The 21,804-nt window shown below is 68.2% G+C and carries 19 protein-coding genes and 1 pseudogene; 8 read left to right on the plus strand and 12 right to left on the minus strand.

Annotated features, from left to right (window positions below):
- The 4 genes and pseudogenes from ACN27E_RS00235 to ACN27E_RS00250 all read left to right on the plus strand — a co-directional run bounded on the left by ACN27E_RS00235 (position 1) and on the right by ACN27E_RS00250 (position 5,278).
- The gene (locus ACN27E_RS00235) at positions 1–1,131 is read left to right on the plus strand and encodes a M24 family metallopeptidase (RefSeq protein ID WP_422745961.1); all 1,131 of its coding nucleotides are present in this window, start codon (positions 1–3) and stop codon (positions 1,129–1,131) included.
- A gap of 1 nt (position 1,132) precedes the next feature.
- Positions 1,133–2,071, plus strand: a complete 939-nt coding sequence (locus tag ACN27E_RS00240; protein WP_422745962.1) for an enoyl-CoA hydratase/isomerase family protein — start codon at positions 1,133–1,135, stop codon at positions 2,069–2,071.
- Complete coding sequence (locus tag ACN27E_RS00245; RefSeq protein WP_422745964.1) at positions 2,068–4,455, plus strand: CaiB/BaiF CoA transferase family protein; 2,388 nt, start codon at positions 2,068–2,070, stop codon at positions 4,453–4,455. The genes ACN27E_RS00240 and ACN27E_RS00245 overlap by 4 nt, the downstream gene beginning before the upstream one ends.
- Before the next feature lie 17 nt (positions 4,456–4,472).
- Positions 4,473–5,278: pseudogene (locus tag ACN27E_RS00250) on the plus strand (SDR family NAD(P)-dependent oxidoreductase).
- Between the two features lies 1 nt (position 5,279).
- On the opposite strand, the gene ACN27E_RS00255 reads toward ACN27E_RS00250, so the two are convergent.
- Positions 5,280–6,344: an NAD-dependent epimerase/dehydratase family protein gene (locus ACN27E_RS00255; RefSeq protein WP_422745965.1), complete on the minus strand. Its 1,065-nt coding sequence runs from the start codon at positions 6,342–6,344 to the stop codon at positions 5,280–5,282.
- A gap of 111 nt (positions 6,345–6,455) precedes the next feature.
- Between ACN27E_RS00255 and ACN27E_RS00260 the strand changes: the two genes are divergently transcribed.
- Complete coding sequence (locus ACN27E_RS00260) at positions 6,456–7,283, plus strand: lysophospholipid acyltransferase family protein (protein WP_422745967.1); 828 nt, start codon at positions 6,456–6,458, stop codon at positions 7,281–7,283.
- A 4-nt stretch (positions 7,284–7,287) separates the two neighbouring features.
- Positions 7,288–8,886, plus strand: coding sequence for an acyl-CoA ligase FadD12 (gene fadD12, locus ACN27E_RS00265; RefSeq protein WP_422745968.1), 1,599 nt, complete (start codon positions 7,288–7,290; stop codon positions 8,884–8,886).
- Here the strand turns inward: fadD12 and ACN27E_RS00270 are convergent.
- The 4 genes from ACN27E_RS00270 to ACN27E_RS00285 form a co-directional block, all read right to left on the minus strand.
- Positions 8,883–10,331, minus strand: a complete 1,449-nt coding sequence (locus ACN27E_RS00270) for a WS/DGAT/MGAT family O-acyltransferase (protein WP_422745970.1) — start codon at positions 10,329–10,331, stop codon at positions 8,883–8,885. The two genes, fadD12 and ACN27E_RS00270, sit on opposite strands and share 4 nt — an antisense overlap.
- A 56-nt stretch (positions 10,332–10,387) precedes the next feature.
- Positions 10,388–11,713: a hypothetical protein gene (locus tag ACN27E_RS00275; RefSeq protein ID WP_422745972.1), complete on the minus strand. Its 1,326-nt coding sequence runs from the start codon at positions 11,711–11,713 to the stop codon at positions 10,388–10,390.
- 4 nt (positions 11,714–11,717) lie between these two features.
- Positions 11,718–12,554, minus strand: a complete 837-nt coding sequence (locus ACN27E_RS00280; protein WP_422745974.1) for a mycofactocin-coupled SDR family oxidoreductase — start codon at positions 12,552–12,554, stop codon at positions 11,718–11,720.
- Between the two features lie 260 nt (positions 12,555–12,814).
- Positions 12,815–13,531: a TetR/AcrR family transcriptional regulator gene (locus ACN27E_RS00285; RefSeq protein ID WP_422745977.1), complete on the minus strand. Its 717-nt coding sequence runs from the start codon at positions 13,529–13,531 to the stop codon at positions 12,815–12,817.
- A gap of 118 nt (positions 13,532–13,649) precedes the next feature.
- Between ACN27E_RS00285 and ACN27E_RS00290 the strand changes: the two genes are divergently transcribed.
- Both ACN27E_RS00290 and ACN27E_RS00295 read left to right on the plus strand, forming a co-directional pair.
- Positions 13,650–14,837: an acyl-CoA dehydrogenase family protein gene (locus ACN27E_RS00290; RefSeq protein WP_422745978.1), complete on the plus strand. Its 1,188-nt coding sequence runs from the start codon at positions 13,650–13,652 to the stop codon at positions 14,835–14,837.
- 10 nt (positions 14,838–14,847) lie between these two features.
- Entirely contained in the window at positions 14,848–15,630 is a 783-nt protein-coding gene (locus ACN27E_RS00295; RefSeq protein WP_422745979.1) for an enoyl-CoA hydratase, read from the plus strand.
- Positions 15,631–15,711: 81 nt separating this feature from the next.
- On the opposite strand, the gene ACN27E_RS00300 is transcribed toward ACN27E_RS00295, so the two are convergent.
- The 7 genes from ACN27E_RS00300 to ACN27E_RS00330 are packed head-to-tail and all read right to left on the minus strand — an operon-like array spanning position 15,712 to position 21,546.
- Positions 15,712–16,524: an acyl-CoA dehydrogenase family protein gene (locus tag ACN27E_RS00300; RefSeq protein ID WP_422745981.1), complete on the minus strand. Its 813-nt coding sequence runs from the start codon at positions 16,522–16,524 to the stop codon at positions 15,712–15,714.
- A 2-nt stretch (positions 16,525–16,526) separates the two neighbouring features.
- On the minus strand, positions 16,527–17,648 hold the full coding sequence (locus ACN27E_RS00305; RefSeq protein ID WP_422745983.1) for an acyl-CoA dehydrogenase family protein: 1,122 nt from the start codon (positions 17,646–17,648) through the stop codon (positions 16,527–16,529).
- The gene (locus ACN27E_RS00310) at positions 17,645–18,076 is read right to left on the minus strand and encodes a nuclear transport factor 2 family protein (RefSeq protein ID WP_422745985.1); all 432 of its coding nucleotides are present in this window, start codon (positions 18,074–18,076) and stop codon (positions 17,645–17,647) included. Before ACN27E_RS00310 ends, ACN27E_RS00305 begins: the two co-directional genes overlap by 4 nt.
- Positions 18,057–19,322: an amidohydrolase family protein gene (locus ACN27E_RS00315; RefSeq protein ID WP_422745987.1), complete on the minus strand. Its 1,266-nt coding sequence runs from the start codon at positions 19,320–19,322 to the stop codon at positions 18,057–18,059. The genes ACN27E_RS00310 and ACN27E_RS00315 overlap by 20 nt, the downstream gene beginning before the upstream one ends.
- 1 nt (position 19,323) lies before the next feature.
- Positions 19,324–19,653, minus strand: a complete 330-nt coding sequence (locus ACN27E_RS00320; protein WP_422745989.1) for a hypothetical protein — start codon at positions 19,651–19,653, stop codon at positions 19,324–19,326.
- The gene (locus ACN27E_RS00325) at positions 19,646–20,998 is read right to left on the minus strand and encodes an aromatic ring-hydroxylating oxygenase subunit alpha (RefSeq protein ID WP_422745991.1); all 1,353 of its coding nucleotides are present in this window, start codon (positions 20,996–20,998) and stop codon (positions 19,646–19,648) included. Before ACN27E_RS00325 ends, ACN27E_RS00320 begins: the two co-directional genes overlap by 8 nt.
- A gap of 20 nt (positions 20,999–21,018) precedes the next feature.
- A complete protein-coding gene (locus ACN27E_RS00330) occupies positions 21,019–21,546 on the minus strand; it encodes a carboxymuconolactone decarboxylase family protein (protein WP_422745993.1) in 528 nt (175 codons plus the stop codon).
- Positions 21,547–21,804: the final 258 nt, after the last annotated feature.

Genomic DNA, 21,804 nt, shown 5'->3' on the forward strand with positions numbered 1-21,804 from the left:
ATGGCTGAAAAAATCCTGCCGGACGACCTCACCCTGCGCACCGGGCGGCGGGCCCGCGCGATTGCCCAGATGGAGGCCCACGACCTCGACGTGCTGGTGCTGGGTCGCCAGGCCAACGTGCGGTACGTGACCGGCGCTCCGCAACTGTGGGTCGCGGGCACCCGGCCGTTCGCGCCGATCTGCGTCCTGGTGCGATCGACCGGTGAGATCCACCTGAACAGCACCTGGGACGAGGGCATCCCCGAGGAGATCGGCCACGATCACCTCTACGGACTGGCCTGGAACCCGATGACCCTCATCGACGTGCTCAAGGGAATCGACGGCGCTGCCGACGCGAAACGCGTAGGGACCGACGCGATCTCCCCGTCGTTCGCGCAGCTCCTGCCGATCGCGTTCCCGAACGCCGAACTCGTCGACGCCGAAGTCGCGATGAAGGCCGCCCGACGGACCAAGACCGCCGACGAACTCGTGGTGCTGCGCGGCGCACTGGGGGTCGCGGAACGAGGCCTGGCGGCAGCGGTGTCCGAGCTCGCGGTGGGCACGACGGAACAGGCCCTCAACGGCGTACTCATGGAGGCGATGACCGCGGGTGGTTACAGCACGTCCGCCACCCAGGACGGGGCCTGGATCACTTCGCCCGAGCACTCCTGGCGGGTCGGGCGGCGAGACCGGCGGATCGCCGAGGGCAACCTGGTGGCGTTCGCCGCCGGTGCGCTGGCCGACGGATACGTCGGAGAGGTCGGCCGGACGTGGCCGGTGGGTGACGTGCCGGGCGCGGACGCTCTGTTCCGGCGCGCACACGAGGTGTGGGGGCGGCTGCTCGCCGCGTGCCGCCCTGGTGCGCCGGCGGGCGACCTGCTCGCCGCGTACGACGCCGCGGGTGAGGCACTGCCGCCGATCCCCGTCGCACACGGACTCGGCCTCGGCTTCGATCCGCCCGTCGTATCGCCGGACCTGCCGCAGACCTCGGCGTCGGAGCGCCTGGACCCCGGCACGGTGCTCGCGGTCACGTCGTACGTCTGGGAAGCCGGCGTCGGCGCGGTGTTCCACCGAGACGCCGTACTCATCGCCGACGACGGACCCGAGGTGCTGACGTCGAGTCCGGCGTGGGCGCAGGCCGTCACGTCCTGACATGGTGCAGGCGCCGCCACCGGAAGACATCGTTCTCTACGAGAAGGACCCGGCCACCAAGGTCGCGACGATCACCTTCAACCGCCCCGAATATCTGAACGCCCCGACGTCTGCGGCGCGGCTTCGCTATGCGGATCTGCTCCGCGGAGCCACCGTCGACGACGACGTCAAGGTCGTCGTGATCCGCGGCGTCGGCGAAAACCTCGGCAGCGGAGCCGATCTGCCCGACTTCATGGCCGGCACCGAGGAGGACCGCCTGGCCGAACTGCGCGTCGACGACCCGGCGGTGAGGTATCCGCCGAAGGACTCCTTCCGGCACGGCGCCACCATGGGCGCCTGGTACGCCAACGCCGCCGCGGGCAACCGGGCGCTGCAGGAACTCAAGAAGATCAGCATCGTCGAGGCCAAGGGCTACTGCTACGGCTGGCACTTCTACCAGTGCGCCGACGCCGATCTGGTGATCTCCAGCGACGACGCGCTCTTCGGTCACCCGTCGTTCCGCTACTACGGCTGGGGCCCGCGCATGTGGACCTGGGTGCTCACCATGGGTCTGCGGCCATTCCAGGAGATGGTGTTCACCGGCCGCCCGTTCACCGCCGAGGAGATGAAGGACTGCAACTTCGTCAACAAGGTGGTCGCCAGGGATCAGCTCGAAGCCGAGGTCGAGAAGTACGCACTGGCATGCGCACGGAACCGCCCGGTGGACAGCGTGTTCCAGCAGAAGATGTTCTTCGAGGTGGTCAAGCAGTTCCAGGGTGAATATCTGGGCAGCCTGCTGTCCGCGGTGTTCGAATCGCTCGGCGGCACGGTGCGCCCGGACACCGGTGACTTCACCCTCGGCGACGCCCTCGACGCGGGCCTCGCCGACGCCGTGAACGACAACGACGCGAAGTTCCCCCCGGAGTTCCGCTTGAGCAAGTCCCGGAGGCACTCCGAATGACGGGGCGCAGCGCGCCACTGACCGGGATGCGGGTCATCGACCTCACGACCGGGATCGCCGGCGCCTACTGCACGAAGTTGCTCGCCGACGGCGGCGCCGAGATTGTCAAAGTGGAACCGCCGCAGGGGGATCCGCTGCGGTCGTGGTCGGCGTCCGGCGCGGACACCGGCACCGACGGCGCCCTGTTCGGTTTCCTGTCCGGCGGCAAGCGCAGTGTCGTCGCCGAGCCGGGGGACTCGGAATTCGTCGACGATCTGCTTCACACCGCTGACGCCGTCATCTGGTCGCCGGGTTCGGAACTGGCCGAGCACCCGCACTTCGCCCCGGCGGCCATCCGGCGCCGCCACGCCGGGCTGACCGTCGCGGCTCTCACGCCGTTCGGTCTCTACGGGCCGTGGGCCGACCGGCCCGCCACGGAGTTCACCCTGCAGGCGTGGTCGGGCGGCATCGTCGGACTGGGCCGCGGATCAGCCGACCGGGCACCGGTTTTCGTCGGCGGCCAGGTCGGCGAATACTTCGCCGGCGCCTACACCAGCGTGGCCGTGCTGGCCAGCCGGCGGCGCGGGGTGGGGGAACTCATCGACCTGTCGATGCTGGAGACCCAGATCCTCGGGCTCACCTACTATCCGGTGACCTACCACCGGATGCTGGGCCGGCCCTGGCGCGACGCCCGTAGGCTCACGGTGCCCGGAATCGCCCGGGCCAAGGACGGCCTCGTCGACCTCGGGTGCGGCACCGCCCAGCAGTGGTTCGACCTGTGCGCGATGACCGGGCACGACGAGTGGATCGACGAGAACTCGCCGCTGACCATCACCCAGCAGGCCACGGAGAAAGCCGACGAGCTCTACGCGTGGGTCGCCGAGCAGACCGTCGACGAGATCCGCGATCTGGCATCGGCGTTCCGCATCCCCAACGCGCCGGTCGCCAACGGCGAGAACGTCGCCCGGCTTGACCACTTCGTCGAGCGGGGTTCGTTCGTGGGCCACCCCGGGCACGGGTTCACCCAGCCGGGGCCGCCGTACCGGCTGATGCCCGCGGTGTTGCGCGCGCCAGCCCCGGCGCCGCGTCTCGGCGAGCACACCGAGCACTACCGGCAGGAGAACGCGCCCGAGCGCGATGGCAACGGGTCGGCGGCGCCGTGTGCGCTGCCGTTCGAGGGGCTGCGGGTCCTCGACCTGACGACGTTCTGGGCCGGACCGTCGTGCACCCACATCCTGGCGCTCCTCGGTGCGGAGGTCATCCACGTGGAGTCCACCCGCAGACCCGACGGCACCCGGCTGATCGCCGGCATCCCCGCGAGCGAGGACAAGTGGTGGGAGCGCTCGCCGATCTTCTCCGGACTCAACACCAACAAGGAGGGCATCACCCTCGACCTGAGCACCGGTCGGGGCCGCGACCTGCTCAACCGGTTCATCGCAACCGCCGACGTCGTCGTGGAGAACTTCACCCCCCGCGTGATGGATCAGATCGGGCTCGACTTCGCCGCCGTCATCGCGCTGCGGTCCGACGCGATCCTGCTGCGGATGCCGGGCTTCGGGCTCGACGGTCCCTGGCGGGACAACCCGGCGTTCGCCTATGTCATCGAGGCGGCCGCGGGCATCAGCTGGCTGACCGGCTATCCCGACCGCAACCCCAACGAGCCGTATTCGGTCGGTGACCCGAACGCCGGGATCCACGCTCTGCACGGGTTGCTGCTCGCGCTGGAGCACCGCCGCCGCACCGGCGAGGGCGTCCTGGTCGAGGCCGCCATGGTCGATGCCGCGCTCAATGTGGCCGCCGAGCAGGTGATCGAGTACACGGCCTACGGCGCCCTGCTGAGCCGCGACGGCAACCGCGGGCCGACCGCGGCGCCGCAGAATCTCTACCGCAGCGCCGGAACCGACGAATTCGGCCGCGCGGACTGCTGGGTGGCGATCGCGGTCGCCACCGACGCCCAGTGGGCTTCGCTGCGTAGGGCGCTCGATGACCCCGAGTGGGCCGCGGATCCGGCGCTGGACACCGCGGCCGGGCGGCGGGACCGGCACGACATGATCGACGACCATCTCGAGCGTTGGTGCGAGACGCGTTCCGGTGACCAGATCGTCGAAACACTCTGGGGCGCCGGCATTCCCGTGGCCAAGGTGATGCAACCGCACCGCCAGACCGAACTCCCGCAGCTGGCACACCGCGGATTCTTCGAATCGGTCGGTCATCCGGTCAACGACGACGTGCCCCACAGCGGGCTGCCGTTCCGCATGTCGGCAGGACCGGACCGCTACCACCGCGCGCCGGCCCCGCTGCTCGGCCAGCACAACGAGGAACTGCTCGCCGGGCTGGGACTGTCCCGCGAGGAGATCGACGCCCTCGAAGCCGAGGGGGTCATCGGTCACGCGCCACCGCGCTGACTGGTTGACTGGTCGGCATGGCCATCGCACCGTCGGACATCATGCTCACCGGACGGGTCGCCGTCGTCACCGGCGGCGGCACCGGCATCGGTCTGGGCGTCGCGGCCGGGCTTGCCGCGTTCGGTGCCACGGTGGCGATCTGGGAGCGCGATGCCGACAGCTGTGCCGCTGCCGCGCAGGCGACCGGCGGTCTGGGCATCGTCACCGACGTGCGCGACGGCGACCAGGTGACCGCGGCGCTCGACCGTACCGAAGCCGAACTCGGCACCCCGACCGTTCTGGTCAACAACGCCGGCGGCACCTTCGCCTCACCGCTGCTCGAGACCAGCGAGAACGCCTGGGACGCGCTGTATCGCGCCAACCTCAAACACGTCCTCGGATGCACACAGCAGGTCGCTCGGCGCATGGTCGCCGCGGGTATCGGGGGCAGCGTCATCAGCATCACCTCCATCGAGGGTGTGCGCGCTGCGCCGCGCTACGCCGCGTACGCCGCGGCCAAGGCCGGGTGATCAACTACACCAGGACGGCGGCCTTCGAACTGGCGCCGCACGGCATCCGCGTCAACGCCATCGCCCCCGATGTCGTCGTCACCGAGGGTCTGCTCGCGCTCTCACCCGTCGGGCTGCCGCCGGGGATCGGCGACGCGATCCCGCTGGGCCGGCCCGGCAACGTCGACGAGATCGCCGGGGCGGCAGTCTTTCTCGCTTCAGATCTGGCGAGCTATCTGACCGGCCAGACCCTGCACGTCGACGGCGGGACGCAGGCTGCAGGCGGCTGGTACCACCATCCGCAGACCGGCGAGCCCACCCTGGGGCCGGGCTGACTCAGCTGCGATCGAGATTTGGTTCACCGAGCCGAGTGCGGATGGCCGCCCACGGATCGGCGTAGCGTCCGGGCGCGTTGCGGTAGGCGCCCTGGCGGGCGATGTAGAACCGGGCCAGCGGAGCGAGCACCGCGAAGAGATAACGCTTCCAGCCGATCCGGTCACGCAGTTCGGCGAGCATGTCGGGAAACGAATGGTGCTGGAAGCCGAGTGCCTGCTGGGCGCGGGTCGGGTCCATCCAGTCGGTGATGAACCATGCGTCGTCGCGGTCGGGATTCCCGGGGCGCCCCGGCGGCAGCGCGCGGGCCATACCCCGCGCGGCCGCCAGCGCCGGCCCGACCTCACCCTGCAGGATCTTGTGCGACGAGTCGCCGGCGATCAACAGGATCTCGCCGACCACGTCGGCGGTGGTGGCGGCCGCGAAGGCCCACGCGACGTCGCGCACGTCGACCGAGTGCAGGCGCCCGTCCGACGGCAGGGCGCTCTCGAAGAACAACGCGTCGGTGGTGAACGGCATCGCGTCCGGGTCGGCGCTCAGCACGCCCCCCAGCCGGAGCACCACCCACTGCAGGCGGGAGCCGCGGACGATCTCCTCGGCCTCCAGCTTGTGCCCGCCGTACAGCTCCGTGGGGTGCGGAGGATCGTCGGCGGTCACCGGCGCTGAGGTGCGGTACGGATTGCGGGCCCCGTACACCGCGTTGCTCGAGGCCTGGATGAACCTCGGGGGCGTCGCCATGGCCTCGGCCGCGGCCACCAGCGTCGCCGTGGCGCCGACGTTCACCTTCCTCGCGACACCGGGGCTGCGGTAGATGGCCGGCGGGATGACCGCGGCCAGGTGGATGATCGCCGCCGGCGACACCTCGGCCAGCAGCGCGGACACCTCGTCGGAATCGGTGAGATCGGCCCAGCGTGCCTGCACCCCGCCGGGCAGCGTCGCGGCGGCCTTGCGGTTCGCATCGGTGGGCAGATCCGTGGCGATCACCCGGCGGCCCAGCGCCGCGAGCCGCCGCACCGTCTGGGATCCGACGAGACCGAAACCACCGGTGACGAGCACCGTGTCTGACATTCTTCTCCTTGGCGGACGACGGCGTACGGTCGGTCGAGGCGACCGGGGATTATGACGTTCTCTTTTCCGGAGAGTAACGTAACCGCAGATCAATAGCCATCAGGGGGAGTCATGACCGGCGGTGCCGACGACCAGGCCGACGATCGGCCGACCGACCAGCCCGAGGTCGCCCGATGGGATCCGGGGTTCACGGCCGCGATCTCGAAGACGGTCGGTCCGGTGATCAGGCGGTGGTTCCGTTCCGAGGTCCGCAATCTCGAGGCGATCCCGCCGGCAGGCGGCGCGCTGGTGGTGTCCAACCACTCCGGTGGAATGCTCACCCCGGACGTGCTGATCTTCGCGCCGGCGTTCTACGGCCGGTTCGGCTACGACCGTCCGGTGTACACGCTGGCCCACTACGGGGTCTTCATCGGGCCACTCGGCGGCCTGCTGCGCCGGGCCGGGGTGATCGAGGCCAGCCGCGAGAACGCGGGCAAGGCGCTGCGCTCGGGCGCCGTCGTCCTCGTCTTCCCCGGCGGCGACTACGACTCCTACCGGCCGACCACCGAAACCAGGATCGACTTCGGCGGACGCACCGGATACGTGCGCGCGGCGCTGGAATCGGGCGTACCGATCGTGCCGATGGTGTCGATCGGCGGGCAGGAGACCCAGCTGTTCCTCGCCCGCGGTGACTCGCTGGCCCGCCGACTCGGCCTCAAACGCGCGCGCATGGAGATCCTGCCCGTCTCCTTCGGATTCCCCTTCGGACTGTCGGTGATCTTCCCGCCGAACCTGCCCCTGCCGTCGAAGATCGTCACGCGGGTCCTCGCACCGATCGACGTCGCCGAACAGTTCGGCGAGGATGCCGACGTCGCCGAGGTCGACGCCTACGTCCGACGCGTCATGCAGGACGCACTCGACCAACTCGCCCGCGAACGCCGCTTCCCTGTGCTGGGCTGACGAGATGGCCGACATCCCTGGACTGCTCACCACCCTCTGGCGCGCGCGGTTGATCGCCCCGATGCGCCCCGATCGGTATCTGCGGATGGGTCTGGCCGGGCGACGCGTCGGGATGACCGCCACCATGGGAGTCGCGGCCGCGGCCGCCCGATGTCCGGACCGGCCCGGTCTGGTGGACGAGATCGGGACGCTGACCTGGCGCGAACTCGACGACCGGTGCGACGCCCTGGCCGCCGCGCTGCAGGAGCTGGCGCCGGGCAGCGTGGCGATCATGTGCCGCAACCACCGCGGATTCGTCGAGGCGCTGGTGGCGACCAACCGGATCGGCGCCGACATCCTGCTGTTGAACACCTCGTTCGCGGGTCCGGCCCTGGCCGAGGTGGTCGACCGTGAAGGCGCCGATGTGGTGATCTACGACGAGGAGTTCACCGCTGTCGTCGACACCGCGCTGTCGAGTACGCCCGGCGCCACTCGCATCCTCGGCTGGACCGATGAGCCGACCGACGATCAGACCGTCGAGAAGCTGGTCGACGCCAATCTGGGCCGGCGCCCGAAGCCCGCGACGACCAAGAGCCGCATGATCCTGCTGACCTCGGGCACCACCGGCACCCCGAAGGGGGCGCGTCGCGCCGAAGGTGGCGGCGGCGCGGGCGATCTGAAAGCCATCCTGGACCGGACCCCGTGGCGGGCCGAGGAGACCACGGTCCTCGTCGCGCCGATGTTCCACGCCTGGGGCTTCTCGCAGCTGCTGTTCTCGGCGCTGATGGCGTGCACGATCGTCACCCGCCGCAAGTTCGACCCGGAGGCGACACTCCAGCTCATCGACCGCCACCGCGCCACGGGGCTGATCGTCGTGCCGGTGATGTTCGACCGCATCATGGATCTGTCCGACGAGGTCCGCGCGCGCTACAGCGGGAAGACCCTGCGTTTCGCCGCCGCGTCCGGATCGCGGATGCGGCCCGACGTGGTCATCCGGTTCATGGACGAGTTCGGGGACGTCATCTACAACAACTACAACGCCACCGAGGCCGGGATGATCGCCACCGCGACGCCCGCCGATCTTCGGGCCGCACCGGACACCGCGGGAACGCCCGCGCCGGGCACCGAGATCCGCATCCTGGGCGAGGATCTGCAGCCGGTCCCGGCCGGCGAGGTGGGTCTGATCTGCGTGCGCAGCGGCACCCTGTTCGACGGCTACACCTCGGGCGCCACCAAGGACTTCCACGACGGTTTCATGGCGTCGGGCGACCTCGGCTACCTCGACGATGCCGGCCGGCTGTTCGTGGTCGGCCGCGACGACGAGATGATCGTCTCCGGTGGGGAGAACGTGTATCCGATCGAGGTGGAGAAGACGCTGACCGCGCACCCCGGTGTGGCGGAGGCCGCGGTCATCGGCGTCGACGACGAACAGTACGGTCAGCGACTCTGCGCCTTCGTCGTTCCGGCGGGCGACACCACGCTCGGTGAGGAAGAGCTCAAGCAGCACGTCCGGGACAACCTCGCCAACTACAAGGTGCCGCGCGAGATCGCCGTGCTCTCCGAACTGCCGCGCGGCGGAACCGGCAAGGTGTTGCGCAACGAGTTGCGCAGCCATCTGGATTAGCCGGTCGCCGGCGCCGGGCCCATCGCGCTGTCGACTTCGACGAGTTCTTCGGACAGGCCTGCCACCCTGCGGATCTCGGCCAGTCCGTGCACCATGGCGTCGGTGGCCTCGTGCACGTCGTCGAAGGTCTGGTCGTCCGAGAGCACCGAGATGTCGACTTGGTCGACGTAGCTCCACACCGTCATGTTGAAGGCGCTGCCCGCCGAAAGCACTCCCACCGAATAGATCTCGGTGACGGGCGGCCCGCCGAGATGGCCGCGTTCGCGCGGGCCGAACACGCTGGACACCGCGACGTTCATCAACGGATTGTGTTTGGCGTGCCGGGCTTGCCACCGGAAGGCGCTGGGCGCCAACGCACCCGGCAGATACGACATCAACCGGCCGGGCAGGCTGGGGCCGAGCAGCTCGCTGCTCTCCTTGGCGCGTGCGGAGGCCAGCGCCGTCAACCGCACCCGCTCGAGCGGATCGTCGATGTGCACCGGCAGCGACACCGCCAGCCCGCTGATCTCGTTGCCGGTCACCCGGTCCGGGGATCGGTCGGTGCTCACCGGCACCGAGGCCATGATCGGTCGGTCGGCCCGTCCGTCGTAGCGCAGCAGCAGCTCCCGCAGCCCACCCGCGGCCATGGCCAGCACGATGTCGTTGAAGGTCACGCCGAGGTGCTTGGCCGTCTCCTTGACCTGCGCCAGCGACAGCGACGCGGTCGCGAACGTCCGGCCGGGGGACACCCGGTGATTCAGGAACGTCGGCGGGGTGCCGAACATCTTGGCCAGATCGATGTCGTCCGCGCGCTCGCGGGCGCGGCGGCGCAACCGGATCGCCCCGCGCACCGCGTCGGACACCAGGTTCGGCAGCCCGGCGATCTGATGCAGGTGGTCGCGGCCGGCCTCGCGCAGCAGTTCGGCCGCGGTGGGGGCGCTGCAGGTCGGATAGTCGTCCTGGTCGTCCTGGTCGGATCCCACCAGATCCATCAGACGGGCCAGCAGGTTGGCCGACGCCACGCCGTCGGCCAGCGTGTGGTGCACCTTGCCGATCAGGGCGAACCGGCCATCGGCCATCCCCTCGGCGAAGTAGAACTCCCACAGCGGAAACCGGCGGTCCAGCGGGGTGCCGGCGATGTCGCCGATGACGGTGTCGAGCTCTCGGCGCCCACCGGGGTTCGGCACGCGCACCCGGCGCACGTGGTAATCGAGGTCGACGTCGCAGTTCTCCAGCCACATCGGATGGTGCAGCCGCAGCGGGATGTCGACAAGCCGATAGCGCAGGGGCTCGAGCAGGTGCATGCGCCGGGCGATCGTGCGCCGGAAGTCGTCGAACGAATACGAATGGCCGTGGGTCTCCGCGAAGTCCGCGGCGTTGACGATCGCCACTTTGAGCGTGTGGGTGTGCAGATTGTCCGTTTCGCTGTACAGCAGCATCGCGTCCATGCCGTTGAGCCGCTTCACGCCCCCACCTCACTCCCGCGCGCCCCATGTCCCCGCCGGGAATCCATGCAACCACCTCAGCCCGGTGTGATGGGCGTTTCCGGCGGAGTGGCCTGGTGCAGGCAGCGGTCCAGAGTGCCGGCCACGTCGCGCGTCTGCCAGATGTTCAGGACGTTGGTGAGCATCTGCAGTTGGGTGCGCACCGGTTCGTCGTCGCGCACGGCCGGGGCCTGCGCCCCCTGGACCACCGCCGGCAGCCGACCGTCCAGGAACGCGGGCGACCCGAGGAGCCAGGTGACCCCCATGACCGCGACGTAGAGGACGACGTGGTCGGTGAGCTCGCGCGGGTCCACCCGTGGCCCGCCGGCGCGGTGGTATTCGTCGGCGAACCCGGTGAGCAGTTCGTCGAAGTGCCTGTCCCACAGCTCGGTCCGTGCGCCCGACAGCGCCCCCCACAGAGCCATCGCCAGATTCAGCCGGCCCGCACAGCCCCAATCGAGCAGCCCGCACTCCAGCGCACCGTCGGCGCCGCGCCAGAACCAGGCGTTGTCCACGTTGGCGTTCCAATGGCACAGCGCGATCAGCTGCGGCCGCGCCGAGAGGAACCGCCAGATATCGGCTTCGTGGCGGGCCACCCGCGGTGCCTCGTCGGCCAGCCGTCGCACGAAGCGCGACGTACGGATGTTCTCCGGCAGCAGGGCGGGCCGGGCCCGGGCGAAGTCCACGTAGCGCCGCACCTGCCGCTGTGTGCGCTCGGGCGTGACCCGGGGAGGTTCGCCCACCGACGCGGTTGCCAGGTCGACCGGGAACCGGGCAGTGCGGCCAGCGGGTAGGCGACCCGCCTGGTCAGCGCCGGCCAACCGCGCGACCGCGGCCAGCAATGCCCGGTAGTGCCCCACGGCGTCCGGCAGTTCGTCGTCGAGGCACTTGGGGTGATGGTGTTCGATACCGTTGTCGCCGAACGGAATCCGCTCGGTGATGAGGATGGCCGTGTCGGAGCCTTCGTGATGATCGGCGAACAGCGTCCTGGGCACGGTGACCGGCAGTTGCACCGCACGGGCCAGCGCGGCGAACTGGACCTCGGCGGCCATCTGGGTTCGGCCGTGATCGCGGACCGGATCGTCGAAATCGCGCGAGAACTTGACGAACAGTTGATCGGGCAGCGTGGTGGTGGCAGGTGCGTAGGTCACCGACAGCGACAGCTTGCGGCCGGTGCTGCCGCCGGCCCATTCCTCGGGCGCGCCGATGGCGATCACTTCGGCGCCGTCGGAGAGCACACCCCACGCGCGCATCGCGTCGGTGAGGAATGCCGCCCCGCCGTCGATCAGAGCGCGCGGATGCGCGGGGAACCGCAGGCCCGTCAGGCCGCCGGTGACCCAGCCGGCGTCACCGGCACCGGGCACGCCGCTACTTCAGGCAGCTGCCGCCGTCGACGGGCAGCTGGACGCCGGTGATGTAGCGCGCCTCGTCGGAGGCGAGGAACAGCACCGCGTTGGCGATGTCCTCGGGCTCCACCCAGCCGATCGGCAGGGTGTGCATGAGCTGTCCGACGACCTTGACGTCGTCGGGACCCGGATTCTCCAGGTCGGGGCGGAACAGCTTCATGGTGCCGTCGTTCATGAACAGCGGGGTGTTGACGTTGGTCGGGTGCACGGAGTTGACGCGAACGTTCTGAGCGCCCAACTCCACGGCGAAGGTCTTCATCAGGCCGACGACGCCGTGCTTGGCGGCTACGTAGTGTCCGCAATGAGGGTAGGCCTTGATGCCGCCCACCGAGCTGGTCAGAATGATCGACCCGCCGCGGCCGCCGGCCAAGATATGCGGCACACCGGCTTTGACGGTCTTCCAGACGCCGCCGAGGTTGACGTCGATCATGTCGTCCCAGTCGTCCTGGCCGGTCTTGTCCAGAGTCTCACCGCCGTTGCCGATACCGGCGTTGGCGACGATGATGTCGAGCCGGCCGAGCTGCTCGACGCCCGCGCCCACTGCGGCCTGGAGTGCGCCGAAGTCGCGGGTGTCGACCTCGGCGGTGTAGATGCGGCGGTCGAGGTTCTTGACCATGTCAGCGGTCTCTGCGAGGTCCTCTGGGGTGGACAGCGGGATCCGGACGCTGTCGATCTGTTTGCAGATGTCGACGGCGATGATGTCGGCGCCCTCCTGGGCCAGGCGTACGGCGTGCGCACGACCCTGTCCGCGGGCAGCTCCGGTGATGAAGGCGACCTTGCCCTCGACGCGTCCGGTCATATCGGCACCTCAATTCGTCAGGCGGAGCACTGATCCCGCTCGGCTCGTAAGCCGCGCAGCGGTCCCCGGTCGATTGTTTTGGCAATTGCTCAGCACTCTGTCATCGTCACGCGGGCGGTGTCAATGGCGCATGCATTCGAAGCGAATTAAACTCTTCGCTTAGTAGAACGACATTCTCCGACGCGGAGGCGAGATCAGGTCGGCGCGTCAGCGAAACGGTACGGGACGCTCACGGAGAATGGTGTTCTCAGTCGCAGAGATCAGCGAGCGAAGCCGTGCGCGCAGAAGTCCCACACCTCGTCGGCGGTGATCGGGTGGATGGAGCCGTCGTCGGAACCGCCACTGGACTGGGCGACGAACATCACTGTCTGCATGGTCATCGCGGCCATCCGCTTGGGGTTGATGCCGTCGCGCAACTGTTTGGCGTCGTGGGCCTGTTCCATCAGTTCGGTCAGCAGCGCGAGCAGCGGCGCGTGCGCGATCTTGACTTCGGAAGGATGCGATACGAGCAGTCGTGGCGCGAAGTCGGTGAACAGCGGCCGCTTGGCGGCCGGATCGGGGCGGGAGGACTCGAACAGCAGTTCAATTGCGACTTTGAGGCGTTCGAGAGGGTCGGAGTGGCTGGCGGTCGCGGCCCGGATCTGGTCGGCCGAGCGGCTGAGCGCATCTTCGAACAGGGCGAGCAGGAGTTCGTGCTTTCCGTCGAACTGGAGGTAGAAGCTGCGCAGCGACTGCCGCGAGCGGTCGACGACCTCCTGAACGGTGAAATCGGTGCTGCCCTTTTCGATGATGATGGCCTGGGCGGCATCGAGGAAGCGCTGCACGCGCTGAGCGGCGCGCAACTTCGCGGTCTTGATCGACCGTTCGACGGCCCGTTGCTTCCAGGCCGGCTCTTCGCTGGGGGTGGTCACCGGGTGCTCGTGGCCTGGCCGATGGGGGAGAGCATGGATGAACTGTACCGGAGAACGCCTTGGCATCGCTGGGCTAGGCCCCCTCGCACCCAGCGTGTCTGAGATTGTAACTTTCTCACGATGAGAATACTATTCTCATACTGGGAATTAGAGAAGCCTTTCGTCGAGAACCGACTGGAGTGCCGTGCGACTCACCTTCGACGCCGACGTCGAGGCTTTCCGGGCTGAATTCGTCGACTTCCTCGACGCGCATCAGCCGGATTCGACCGCTGCCGGAGAGCGTCCGCGCTCGACGGCGCACCTTCCGGAGTGGGCTCGCCGCTGGCAGCGTCTGCTGTTCGACAACGGTTGGTTGCTCCCCGGCCAGCCGCCCGAGTTCGGTGGACGTAACGCGACGATCCTGCAGCAGTACGTGCACCAGGTGGAGCTTTCGCGACGGCGGATCTACCAGAGTTTCAACCCCCAGGGCGTCGGCATCATCGCGGCCTCGCTGATCTCTTTCGGCACCGAAGAACAGCAGCGGCGGTGGGCCATCCCCATCCTGCGTGCGGAACTGACAGCGGCCCTGGGCATGAGCGAACCAGGGGCCGGTTCAGATCTGGCGTCGTTGCGCACACGCGCCGTCCGCACCTCCGATGCGCGGGGCGACCGCTACGTCGTCAACGGCCAGAAGGTGTGGACCTCGGGCGCACACGACGCCGACGTCATCCTGACCTTCGTGCGCACCGATCCCGAGGCGGCCAAACACCGGGGGATCAGCGTGCTGATGATCCCGACCGACCTGCCCGGCGTCGTGCGACGACCCTTCCCGTCGGTGTGTGACAGCGAGGACGTCGACTTCAACGAGGTGTTCTTCAACGACGTCGAGGTGCCGGCGGAGAACCTGGTCGGGCCCGAGAACGACGGTTGGCGGGTGGCCAACGGATCGCTCGGCCACGAACGGAACATGTTGTGGCTCAGTTACGCCGACCGGCTGCAGGATCTCGTCGACGACTTCGTCCCGCAGACCACGTTGGATCGGGATCGCTACGCCACGATGGCGATGGACGTGACCGCGCTGCGGCTGCTCGGATCGGTGGCGCTGGCGCGCGCGGCGCGTGGCGACGAGGATCCCGCCGCGCTGTCGATACTCAAATTGCTGGGCTCGGAGACCGGGCAGATAGCGGCCGAACATGCGTTGTCGGCCGTCGGGGCCCACGGCCTCACCCACCCCGCGATCATCGGCCCGTGGACGCCGCTGAACCTGGACGCCCACTCATGCGGCTGGTTCGAGCGGTATCTGCGCAGCTTCGCCGGCACGATCGCCGGCGGCACCTCCGAGATCCAGCGCAACATCATCGCCCAGCGGCTGCTCGGCCTGCCCAGGAATTGAAAGGCACCACGTGTACATCGACTACGAGGTCGCGGATTCGATCGCGACCATCTCGCTGAACCGCCCGGATGCGGCCAACGCCCAGAACACCGCGCTGCTCGACGAACTGGACGCTGCCTGGACCCGCGCAGCGGAGGATCCCGAGGTCGTGGTGATCGTTTTGCGCGCCAACGGAAAACACTTCTCGGCCGGACACGATCTGCGCAGCGGTGAGCCGGTCCCCGACAAGGTCACCCTCGAGCTGATCATCGCCCACGAATCCAAGCGCTATCTGGAGTACACGCTGCGGTGGCGCAACGTGCCCAAGCCGTCGATCGCCGCGGTGCAGGGCCGCTGCATCTCGGGTGGTCTGATGCTGTGCTGGCCGTGTGATCTCATCCTGGCCGCCGACGACGCGCTGTTCTCGGACCCGGTCGCCCTCATGGGCATCGGTGGCGTCGAATACCACGGTCACACCTGGGAACTGGGCGCGCGCAAAGCCAAGGAGATTCTGTTCACCGGGCGGCCGGTGACCGCGCAGGAGGCCGAGCGCACCGGCATGGTGAACCGGGTGGTGCCGCGTGCGGACCTCGACGCCGAGACCCGGGCACTGGCCGAGCGGATCGCCACCATGCCGCCGTTCGCCCTGCGGCAGGCCAAGCGCGCGGTGAACCAGACCCTCGACGTACAGGGGTTCTACGCGGCCATCCAGTCGGTCTTCGACGTGCACCAGACCGGCCACGGCAACGCGCTGAGCGTCGGCGGCTGGCCGGTGCTGGTGGACCTGGACCAGATGAAGTCGAACGTCACGTAGCCGACCTCTTGCGAGCAGACGCAAAGTGCCCCGCCGCGCGGTGTGTCGCGGGTCTTTTGCGTCTGCTCGCAGGGGAGGTGACTAGAGCACGGCGAGGCGCGGTGCCGAACCGCGGGCCCGCAGTCCCGCGCCGGCCCTGCGGGTGAGTTCCCGTGAGCTGCCGAGTAATCCGTCCAGAACCAAGGCCCGCTTGATGTGGTGTTGCAGGTCATGTTCTTCGGTGAAACCGATGCCGCCGAGCACCTGCTGGCAATGCTTGGCCGCCGTCAGCGCGGCCTTTCCGGCGGCCGCCTTGGCGAGCAGCGCTATCAGATCGGGGTTGTCCGCACCGGGCAGGTTCAGCGTCGCTTCGGCGCCCTCGATGGCCACCAAGGTCTCGGCCAGCCGATGCCGGACGGCCTGGAAGCCGGCGATGGGCTTGCCGAACTGCACCCGGTCCACGGCATGGCGGCGGGCCAGCGCCAGCATTGCTCGCGCCGATCCGACGAGCCACCAGCCGACGGCCAGCCGTGCCTCGGCCACCCGGATCGGATAACCCTCGTCTTCCCGCCGCAGTGGCAGGCCCCCGAGTGTCGGGTCCTGGCTGGCCGGGCTGATCCGGTCCCACACCACCCAGGCGTTACCGGCATAGGGCAGCGGAAGCTCCACAGTGTCGCCGATCGCGTTCCCAGTGGCGTGCAGCACCACATCGACGAGAATGGACGCATGCGAACCGGTTTCGCCGAGGAGCCGAAAATAGAGTGGGATAGCCGACTCCGGTGCCTCGGCGAGCATGTCGGCCCAGCCGAGTTGAGTGAGTGCGGCGTCGAGATCAGGTCCGGAGGTCGACGACATGGTCTTGCGCAGTGCAGTTTCGAGCATGTCGAGTGAGGCCTTGTCCAGGATGGAGGTCATTGTCACTCCTTTCCGAGGTCCAGCAGACGCCGCGCGATGATGTTGCGTTGCACTTCGGCGGTGCCGCCGTAGATCGTCGCCGCCCGTGAGTACAGGTATTCGGTGCGCCACTCGGTGTCGTCGAGTTCGACGGCTCCCGGCAGTAGATCGCGGACCGTGTCGTAGAGGCGTTGTTCGGCGGTCGCGAGCAGCACCTTGTCGATCGAGGTGTCCGGTCCCAGCTTGTGTCCCTCGGCCAGCCGGTGCTGGGTGGCTCGCGAGCGGCAGCGCAGCGTGTGCAGCGCGAGGTAGGCCTCGCCCATGTCCGTGTCCACGACCTGGCCTTGCCGTTTGACCCCCTCGACCAGCGCGTCGAATCGCGAGTACAGGTAGGCGATGCGCTGCCAGAAGCACGTCGAGCGTTCGTAGGGCAGCAGGTCCATCGCCAGGCGCCAGCCGTCTCCGGGTTGACCGAGCATGCGAGCTCCGTCGACCGCGACATCGTCGAAGTACACCTCGCAGAACTCGTCGACGCCGTGCATGGTCCGCAACGGCCGCACCGAGATCCCCGGGGTGTCCAGATCGACGAAGAATGCGGTGATCGACTCGTGATTCGGCGTGTCCGCGTCGCCGGTGCGGGTCAGCAGGATGCACCGGCGCGAGAACTGGGCGAAGCTGGTCCACACCTTCTGGCCGTTGATCACCCAGGTGTCACCCTGCTGGACGGCCCGCGTTGTCAGCGACGCGAGGTCGCTGCCCGACCCCGGTTCGGAGAAGCCCTGGCACCACTGTTCCTCGCCGCTGAGCAGTCGGGGCACCATTTCGGCGGCGAGTTCGGGTGACGCATAGTCGATCATCGTCGGCGCCAGCACGTCGAGCATCGAGTACGGACCCGGCTCGACGAGTCTTCTCCCGACGACCTCTTCACCGACGATGGCCCGCAGCAGATCCGGTCCACCCAGACCACCGGCCTGCACCGGCCAGCCGTAGCGGCTCCACCCGGCGTCGTAGAGCGCCCGCTGGACGCGGGCGAACTGTTGCAGGTGGCCCTGCAGCGACTGGTCCCGCGGCGGGGTCAGATCGTTGTGCGAGAGCCACTCTCGCAGCGCGGCACGGAACGCGGCAGGCTCGTGCAGGTCGGTCATCCGGCTTCGGGCCTTCCAATGGCGTGCGGCCGACCGTGGTCGTGGTCGCCGCTGCGGCGGATGAACGTCATCGCCCGCGTCTTCAACCGCCAGCCGCCCTCGGTCCGAAGGTAGGTGTCGCGGTAGTAGCCGATGCGCATATCGTGCTGCGAGTGCTCGATGAAGCACAGGGGCTGCGTGCCCGAGGCGGTGTCCGCGCCCTCGGTGAGGTCCACCAGCGCCGTGCCGGTCAGGAACAGGCCCTTGGGGGCTGCATCGACCAGCACGGGGAACCGGTTGAGCGTATAGGTCTCACCGAACGCGCTGTAGGTGCCGTCGGGAGTGAACACACTGATCAGCCCGTCGATGTCGCCCTGGGTGATGGTCACCGCGTACTTCGCGAGGAGTTGCTGGATGTCGACCAGGTCCTCAGTTCGTGTTGGCGTCATTCTTGAAGACCCTACCGCCCTTCATTACGAAGTTGACTCGCTGTGTAACGGTGATGTCGGCCAGGGGGTCACCGGGCACGGCGATGACGTCGGCCAGCTGTCCCTTGGCGAGCCGTCCCCGGTCGGTGACGTTGATCAGGTCGGCGGCGACGGTGGTCGCGGCGCGCAGCACCGCATCCGGCGGCATACCCCATTCGACCAGCGTGACCAGCTCGTCGGCGTTGCGGCCGTGGGGGATGGCCGGTGCGTCGGTGCCGACGGCGATCTTCACCCCGGCCTCGTAGGCGGCCTTGATCGAGGTCTCGGCCTTCGGGAACATCTCGGCCGCCTTGTCCTGCAGCTCTTTCGGCGCCCTCGAGACGTCCATGGCCTGGGCCAGCCGGCGGGTGGTGACCAGGAAACGGTCGTTGTCGACGAGCATCTGGATCGCCTCGTCATCCATGAGGAAGCCGTGCTCGATGCAATCGATTCCGCACGCCACCGCGTGCTTGACTGCTTCGGCGCCGTGGGTGTGCGCGGCGACACGCAGTCCCCGCCGGTGCGCCTCGTCGACGATCGCCCGCAGCTCCTCATCCGAATAGTGTTGGGCGCCGGCCTCTCCGGTCAGCGACATCACGCCGCCGGACACGCAGACCTTGATCAGCTGGGCGCCGTGTTTGATCTGGTAGCGCACCGCCTTTCGGATCTCGTCGACACCGTTGGCGATGCCCTCCTCGATGGTCAGCTCCAGCGCGCCGGGCATGAACGCGGCGAACATCGTCGGATCGAGGTGGCCGCCGGTCGGCGTGATCGCGTGCCCGGCCGGCACCACACGGGGGCCGTCGATCCAGCCGGCGTCGATGGCCTTGCCGAGCGCGACGTCGAGCAGGTAGCCGCCGGTCTTGACGAACAGACCGAGGTTGCGCACGGTGGTGAAACCGGCCCGCAGGGTCCGCCGGGCGTTGCCGACCGCACGCAGCACGCGGGTCGGCGGGTCATCCTGTACCTGGGACAGCCCGGGGTTCTCGCCCCGGCCGCCCATGAGCAGGTTGACCTCCATGTCCATCAGGCCGGGCAGCAGAATCGAGTCGCCGAGGTCGATCACCTCCGCGCCGGCGGGCACCTCGCCGCCGACCTCGACGATCCGGCCGTCGTCGATCGTGAGGACGCCCGGCCGGACGATCTTCCCGGCGTCGACGTCGAGAAGTCCTGCAGCTCTGAGGGTGACGGCACCCGGCGATGAGCCGCTCGCGCGAAGAGCAGACAACTCAGACCACCGGCTCCTTGACCAGTTGGATGTAGGCTGCGCCGCTGTCGAGCACCCGCGGCTGCTTCCACACCTCGATCGGGAAACTCACCATGACGATCGACTGTCCCAGATGCACCAGCGCCTTCGCATCGTCGGGCATACCGGCAAGCGGGAAGCGGGCGTCGACGTAGACCATGATGTCCTCGAGGCGCGCCATTCCGGCATCGTAGAGCTCCTGCATCTCCTCCATGGTGGAGTTCAGCCGCTTCTGGTAGCGCTCCTCCTCGGTGGGCAGGCACCAGTCAGAGAACCGTTCCAGATCCGCGAATTCCTCGGGCAGCTTAGACATTCACCTCGTCCTTCCTCTGGGACTTGTCGTCACTGGCGGCGTGCTTGCCGTTTGCGGCGGTACCGTTGCCGTTCGCCTGCCCTTCCTTGTAGCGGTCCACGTACTTGTGCGCGGTGTGGTGCAGGTGGCGCAGCAGGATCTCCTGGTCGCACAGCGGGAAGTCGAGGACCGCGCGCGTACCGATCTGGGTCTGCGTGGCCTCCAGAGTGTTCGCGTCCTGGAATGCGTACTCCTTGAAGGTCACCGCGGCGAGTTCCTGGGACAGCCGCTCGCGCAGGTTCTTCGGGGGCACGAAGTACAGATCGGCCTCGAAGATGTGGCTGTCCACGCCGGTCGGCCAGTAGTTGTAGGTCAGGTACCAGCCGGGCACCCAAAAAAGCAGGGTGAAGTTCGGGAAGAACTCGAAGGAATCCTGGCCCCAGGTCTTGTGGCGTCCGGGGTTGATCGCCGGCGGCAACTCGTCGGGCAGAATGCCTTTGATGTCGGGCCGGTCCCAGGGGCCGAACAGGCCGCTGTGCAGGATCCGCTCGATCGGCTTCACCATCTTGAGGTCCTTGGGCGGGCTCATCCCGCCCCAGGACGAGATCATCGAGTGATCGCCCTTGATGTCGTAGTGCAGCGCCTCGAAGCCGAACTTGGCCAGCTTCTCGGCCTCCTCCTTCTCCGCCTGCTTCATGTGCAGGATCGGCGCGTGGTAGAACTCGACGAACGCGTCGATGAACAGCTTCCAGTTCGCTTTGACCTCGGAGCGGTAGCTGTAGTGCTCGGTCATCTCGTGGAACGGGTAGCCCTTCAGGCCTTGGCCGAATTCGCCCAGGTACTCCTCCAGCGAGACCGCGTCATCATCGAAGTTGACGAAGATGAAGCCCTCCCAGACCTCGCAGCGCACCGCCTTGAGCGGGTAGTCCTGCTTGTCGAGGTCGAAGAATTCCTGTTCCTGCTGCACGAACGTCAGGTCGCCCTTGAGGTTGTAGCGCCAGGCGTGGTACTTGCAGACGAACTGGCGGCAGGTGCCGGACACCTCCTCGCCGGGATAGTCGTTCCACACCAACTTGTTTCCGCGGTGGCGGCACATGTTGTAAAAGGCGCGGACCTGTTCTCCGTCGTTCACGATGACGATGGACGTTCCCGGGCCCACCGACGGGAGTTCGCGGGTGATGTAGCTGCCCTTCTTGGGGATGAGTTCGATGCGACCCATCTGCAGCCAGGTCTTGCGGAAGATCGCCTGCTGCTCGAGCTTCCACTGCTCGGGGTCGATCGAGTCCTCGTAGTTGACCGGTGCAGTGCCGAGCTCGGGCCAGTTCTCGGTCCAGCTGCCGACGTCGGGCTTCTTGAAAAACGCCACGGTGGTGTTGCCTCTCTGCGTCAGGTGGGGTCGGGTTCGACGCCGAATGTGTTGATCGCCATGGCCAGGGCGCCATAGCAACCGATGGTGAAGATGAGGTCCATGAGTTGCTGCTCGTCGAGGTGGGCGCTCAGGATGTCCCATGTCCGGTCGCTCACGTTGGCCTTGGCCTGCAGCTCGTTGGCCGCTGTGAGCACCGCCTGGTCGAGTTCGTCGACGGCTTCGCCGCGAGCCGCGCCGTCGATCTGCTCGTCGGTCAGGCCGACGTCGCGGCCCATGTGGACGTGGTGGCGCCACTCGTACTCGGAATCGAGGAGGTGAGCGACGCGCAACACCGCCAGCTCGCGCAGCCGCGGCGGGAGCGTCGAGTCGAACAGCAGGTGCACGTTGAAGCGCAGGAAGGCCCGCGTGAGCTTCGGGTGCCGGGCCAGGGTCGCCAGCAGGTTGCCCGCCGCCTGCGGGTTCTGCCGGTCCTCCGGGAGCATCACCGACAGGCCGCGCCGCACGTCGTCGTCCCACTGATCGGCCGTTAGGGGGGCCAACCGCACAGGCGTCTCCTCTCGAGGCCGCATTGCGCCGATTCTCAGCTGCGAGAATCAGGTTCTCGTTTTCGACTAACAGATTTCCACACATCTGCGTCGGCGGTCAATAGACGCCGTCCCGATGCGGCGCCTGCGCGCCCGAGCGGTAGTGAAAATGCAGGCAGAAGCGATCCGCTGCGTTGATTCTCTCAGACGGAGAAGATAGTTTCCTAGTTTGGAGAACATCCGGGTGGCGCGATGCCGGACATCCGCTCGAAAGGAACG

Origin of the sequence: Mycobacterium sp. WMMD1722 (assembly GCF_049315205.1) — a bacterium.
Taxonomy (GTDB): Bacteria; Actinomycetota; Actinomycetes; order Mycobacteriales; family Mycobacteriaceae; genus Mycobacterium.

What these genes read in the sequence shown, in the direction of transcription:
- ACN27E_RS00285 (WP_422745977.1), bottom strand. Translation starts at nt 13,531, where the DNA reads ATGCCAAGGCGTTCTCCGGTACAGTTCATCCATGCTCTCCCCCATCGG.
- ACN27E_RS00305 (WP_422745983.1), bottom strand. Translation starts at nt 17,648, where the DNA reads ATGACCGACCTGCACGAGCCTGCCGCGTTCCGTGCCGCGCTGCGAGAG.
- ACN27E_RS00255 (WP_422745965.1), bottom strand. Translation starts at nt 6,344, where the DNA reads ATGTCAGACACGGTGCTCGTCACCGGTGGTTTCGGTCTCGTCGGATCC.
- ACN27E_RS00240 (WP_422745962.1), top strand. Translation starts at nt 1,133, where the DNA reads ATGGTGCAGGCGCCGCCACCGGAAGACATCGTTCTCTACGAGAAGGAC.
- ACN27E_RS00235 (WP_422745961.1), top strand. Translation starts at nt 1, where the DNA reads ATGGCTGAAAAAATCCTGCCGGACGACCTCACCCTGCGCACCGGGCGG.
- ACN27E_RS00320 (WP_422745989.1), bottom strand. Translation starts at nt 19,653, where the DNA reads ATGTCTAAGCTGCCCGAGGAATTCGCGGATCTGGAACGGTTCTCTGAC.
- ACN27E_RS00300 (WP_422745981.1), bottom strand. Translation starts at nt 16,524, where the DNA reads ATGACCTCCATCCTGGACAAGGCCTCACTCGACATGCTCGAAACTGCA.
- ACN27E_RS00260 (WP_422745967.1), top strand. Translation starts at nt 6,456, where the DNA reads ATGACCGGCGGTGCCGACGACCAGGCCGACGATCGGCCGACCGACCAG.
- fadD12 (WP_422745968.1), top strand. Translation starts at nt 7,288, where the DNA reads ATGGCCGACATCCCTGGACTGCTCACCACCCTCTGGCGCGCGCGGTTG.
- ACN27E_RS00280 (WP_422745974.1), bottom strand. Translation starts at nt 12,554, where the DNA reads ATGACCGGACGCGTCGAGGGCAAGGTCGCCTTCATCACCGGAGCTGCC.
- ACN27E_RS00245 (WP_422745964.1), top strand. Translation starts at nt 2,068, where the DNA reads ATGACGGGGCGCAGCGCGCCACTGACCGGGATGCGGGTCATCGACCTC.
- ACN27E_RS00310 (WP_422745985.1), bottom strand. Translation starts at nt 18,076, where the DNA reads ATGACGCCAACACGAACTGAGGACCTGGTCGACATCCAGCAACTCCTC.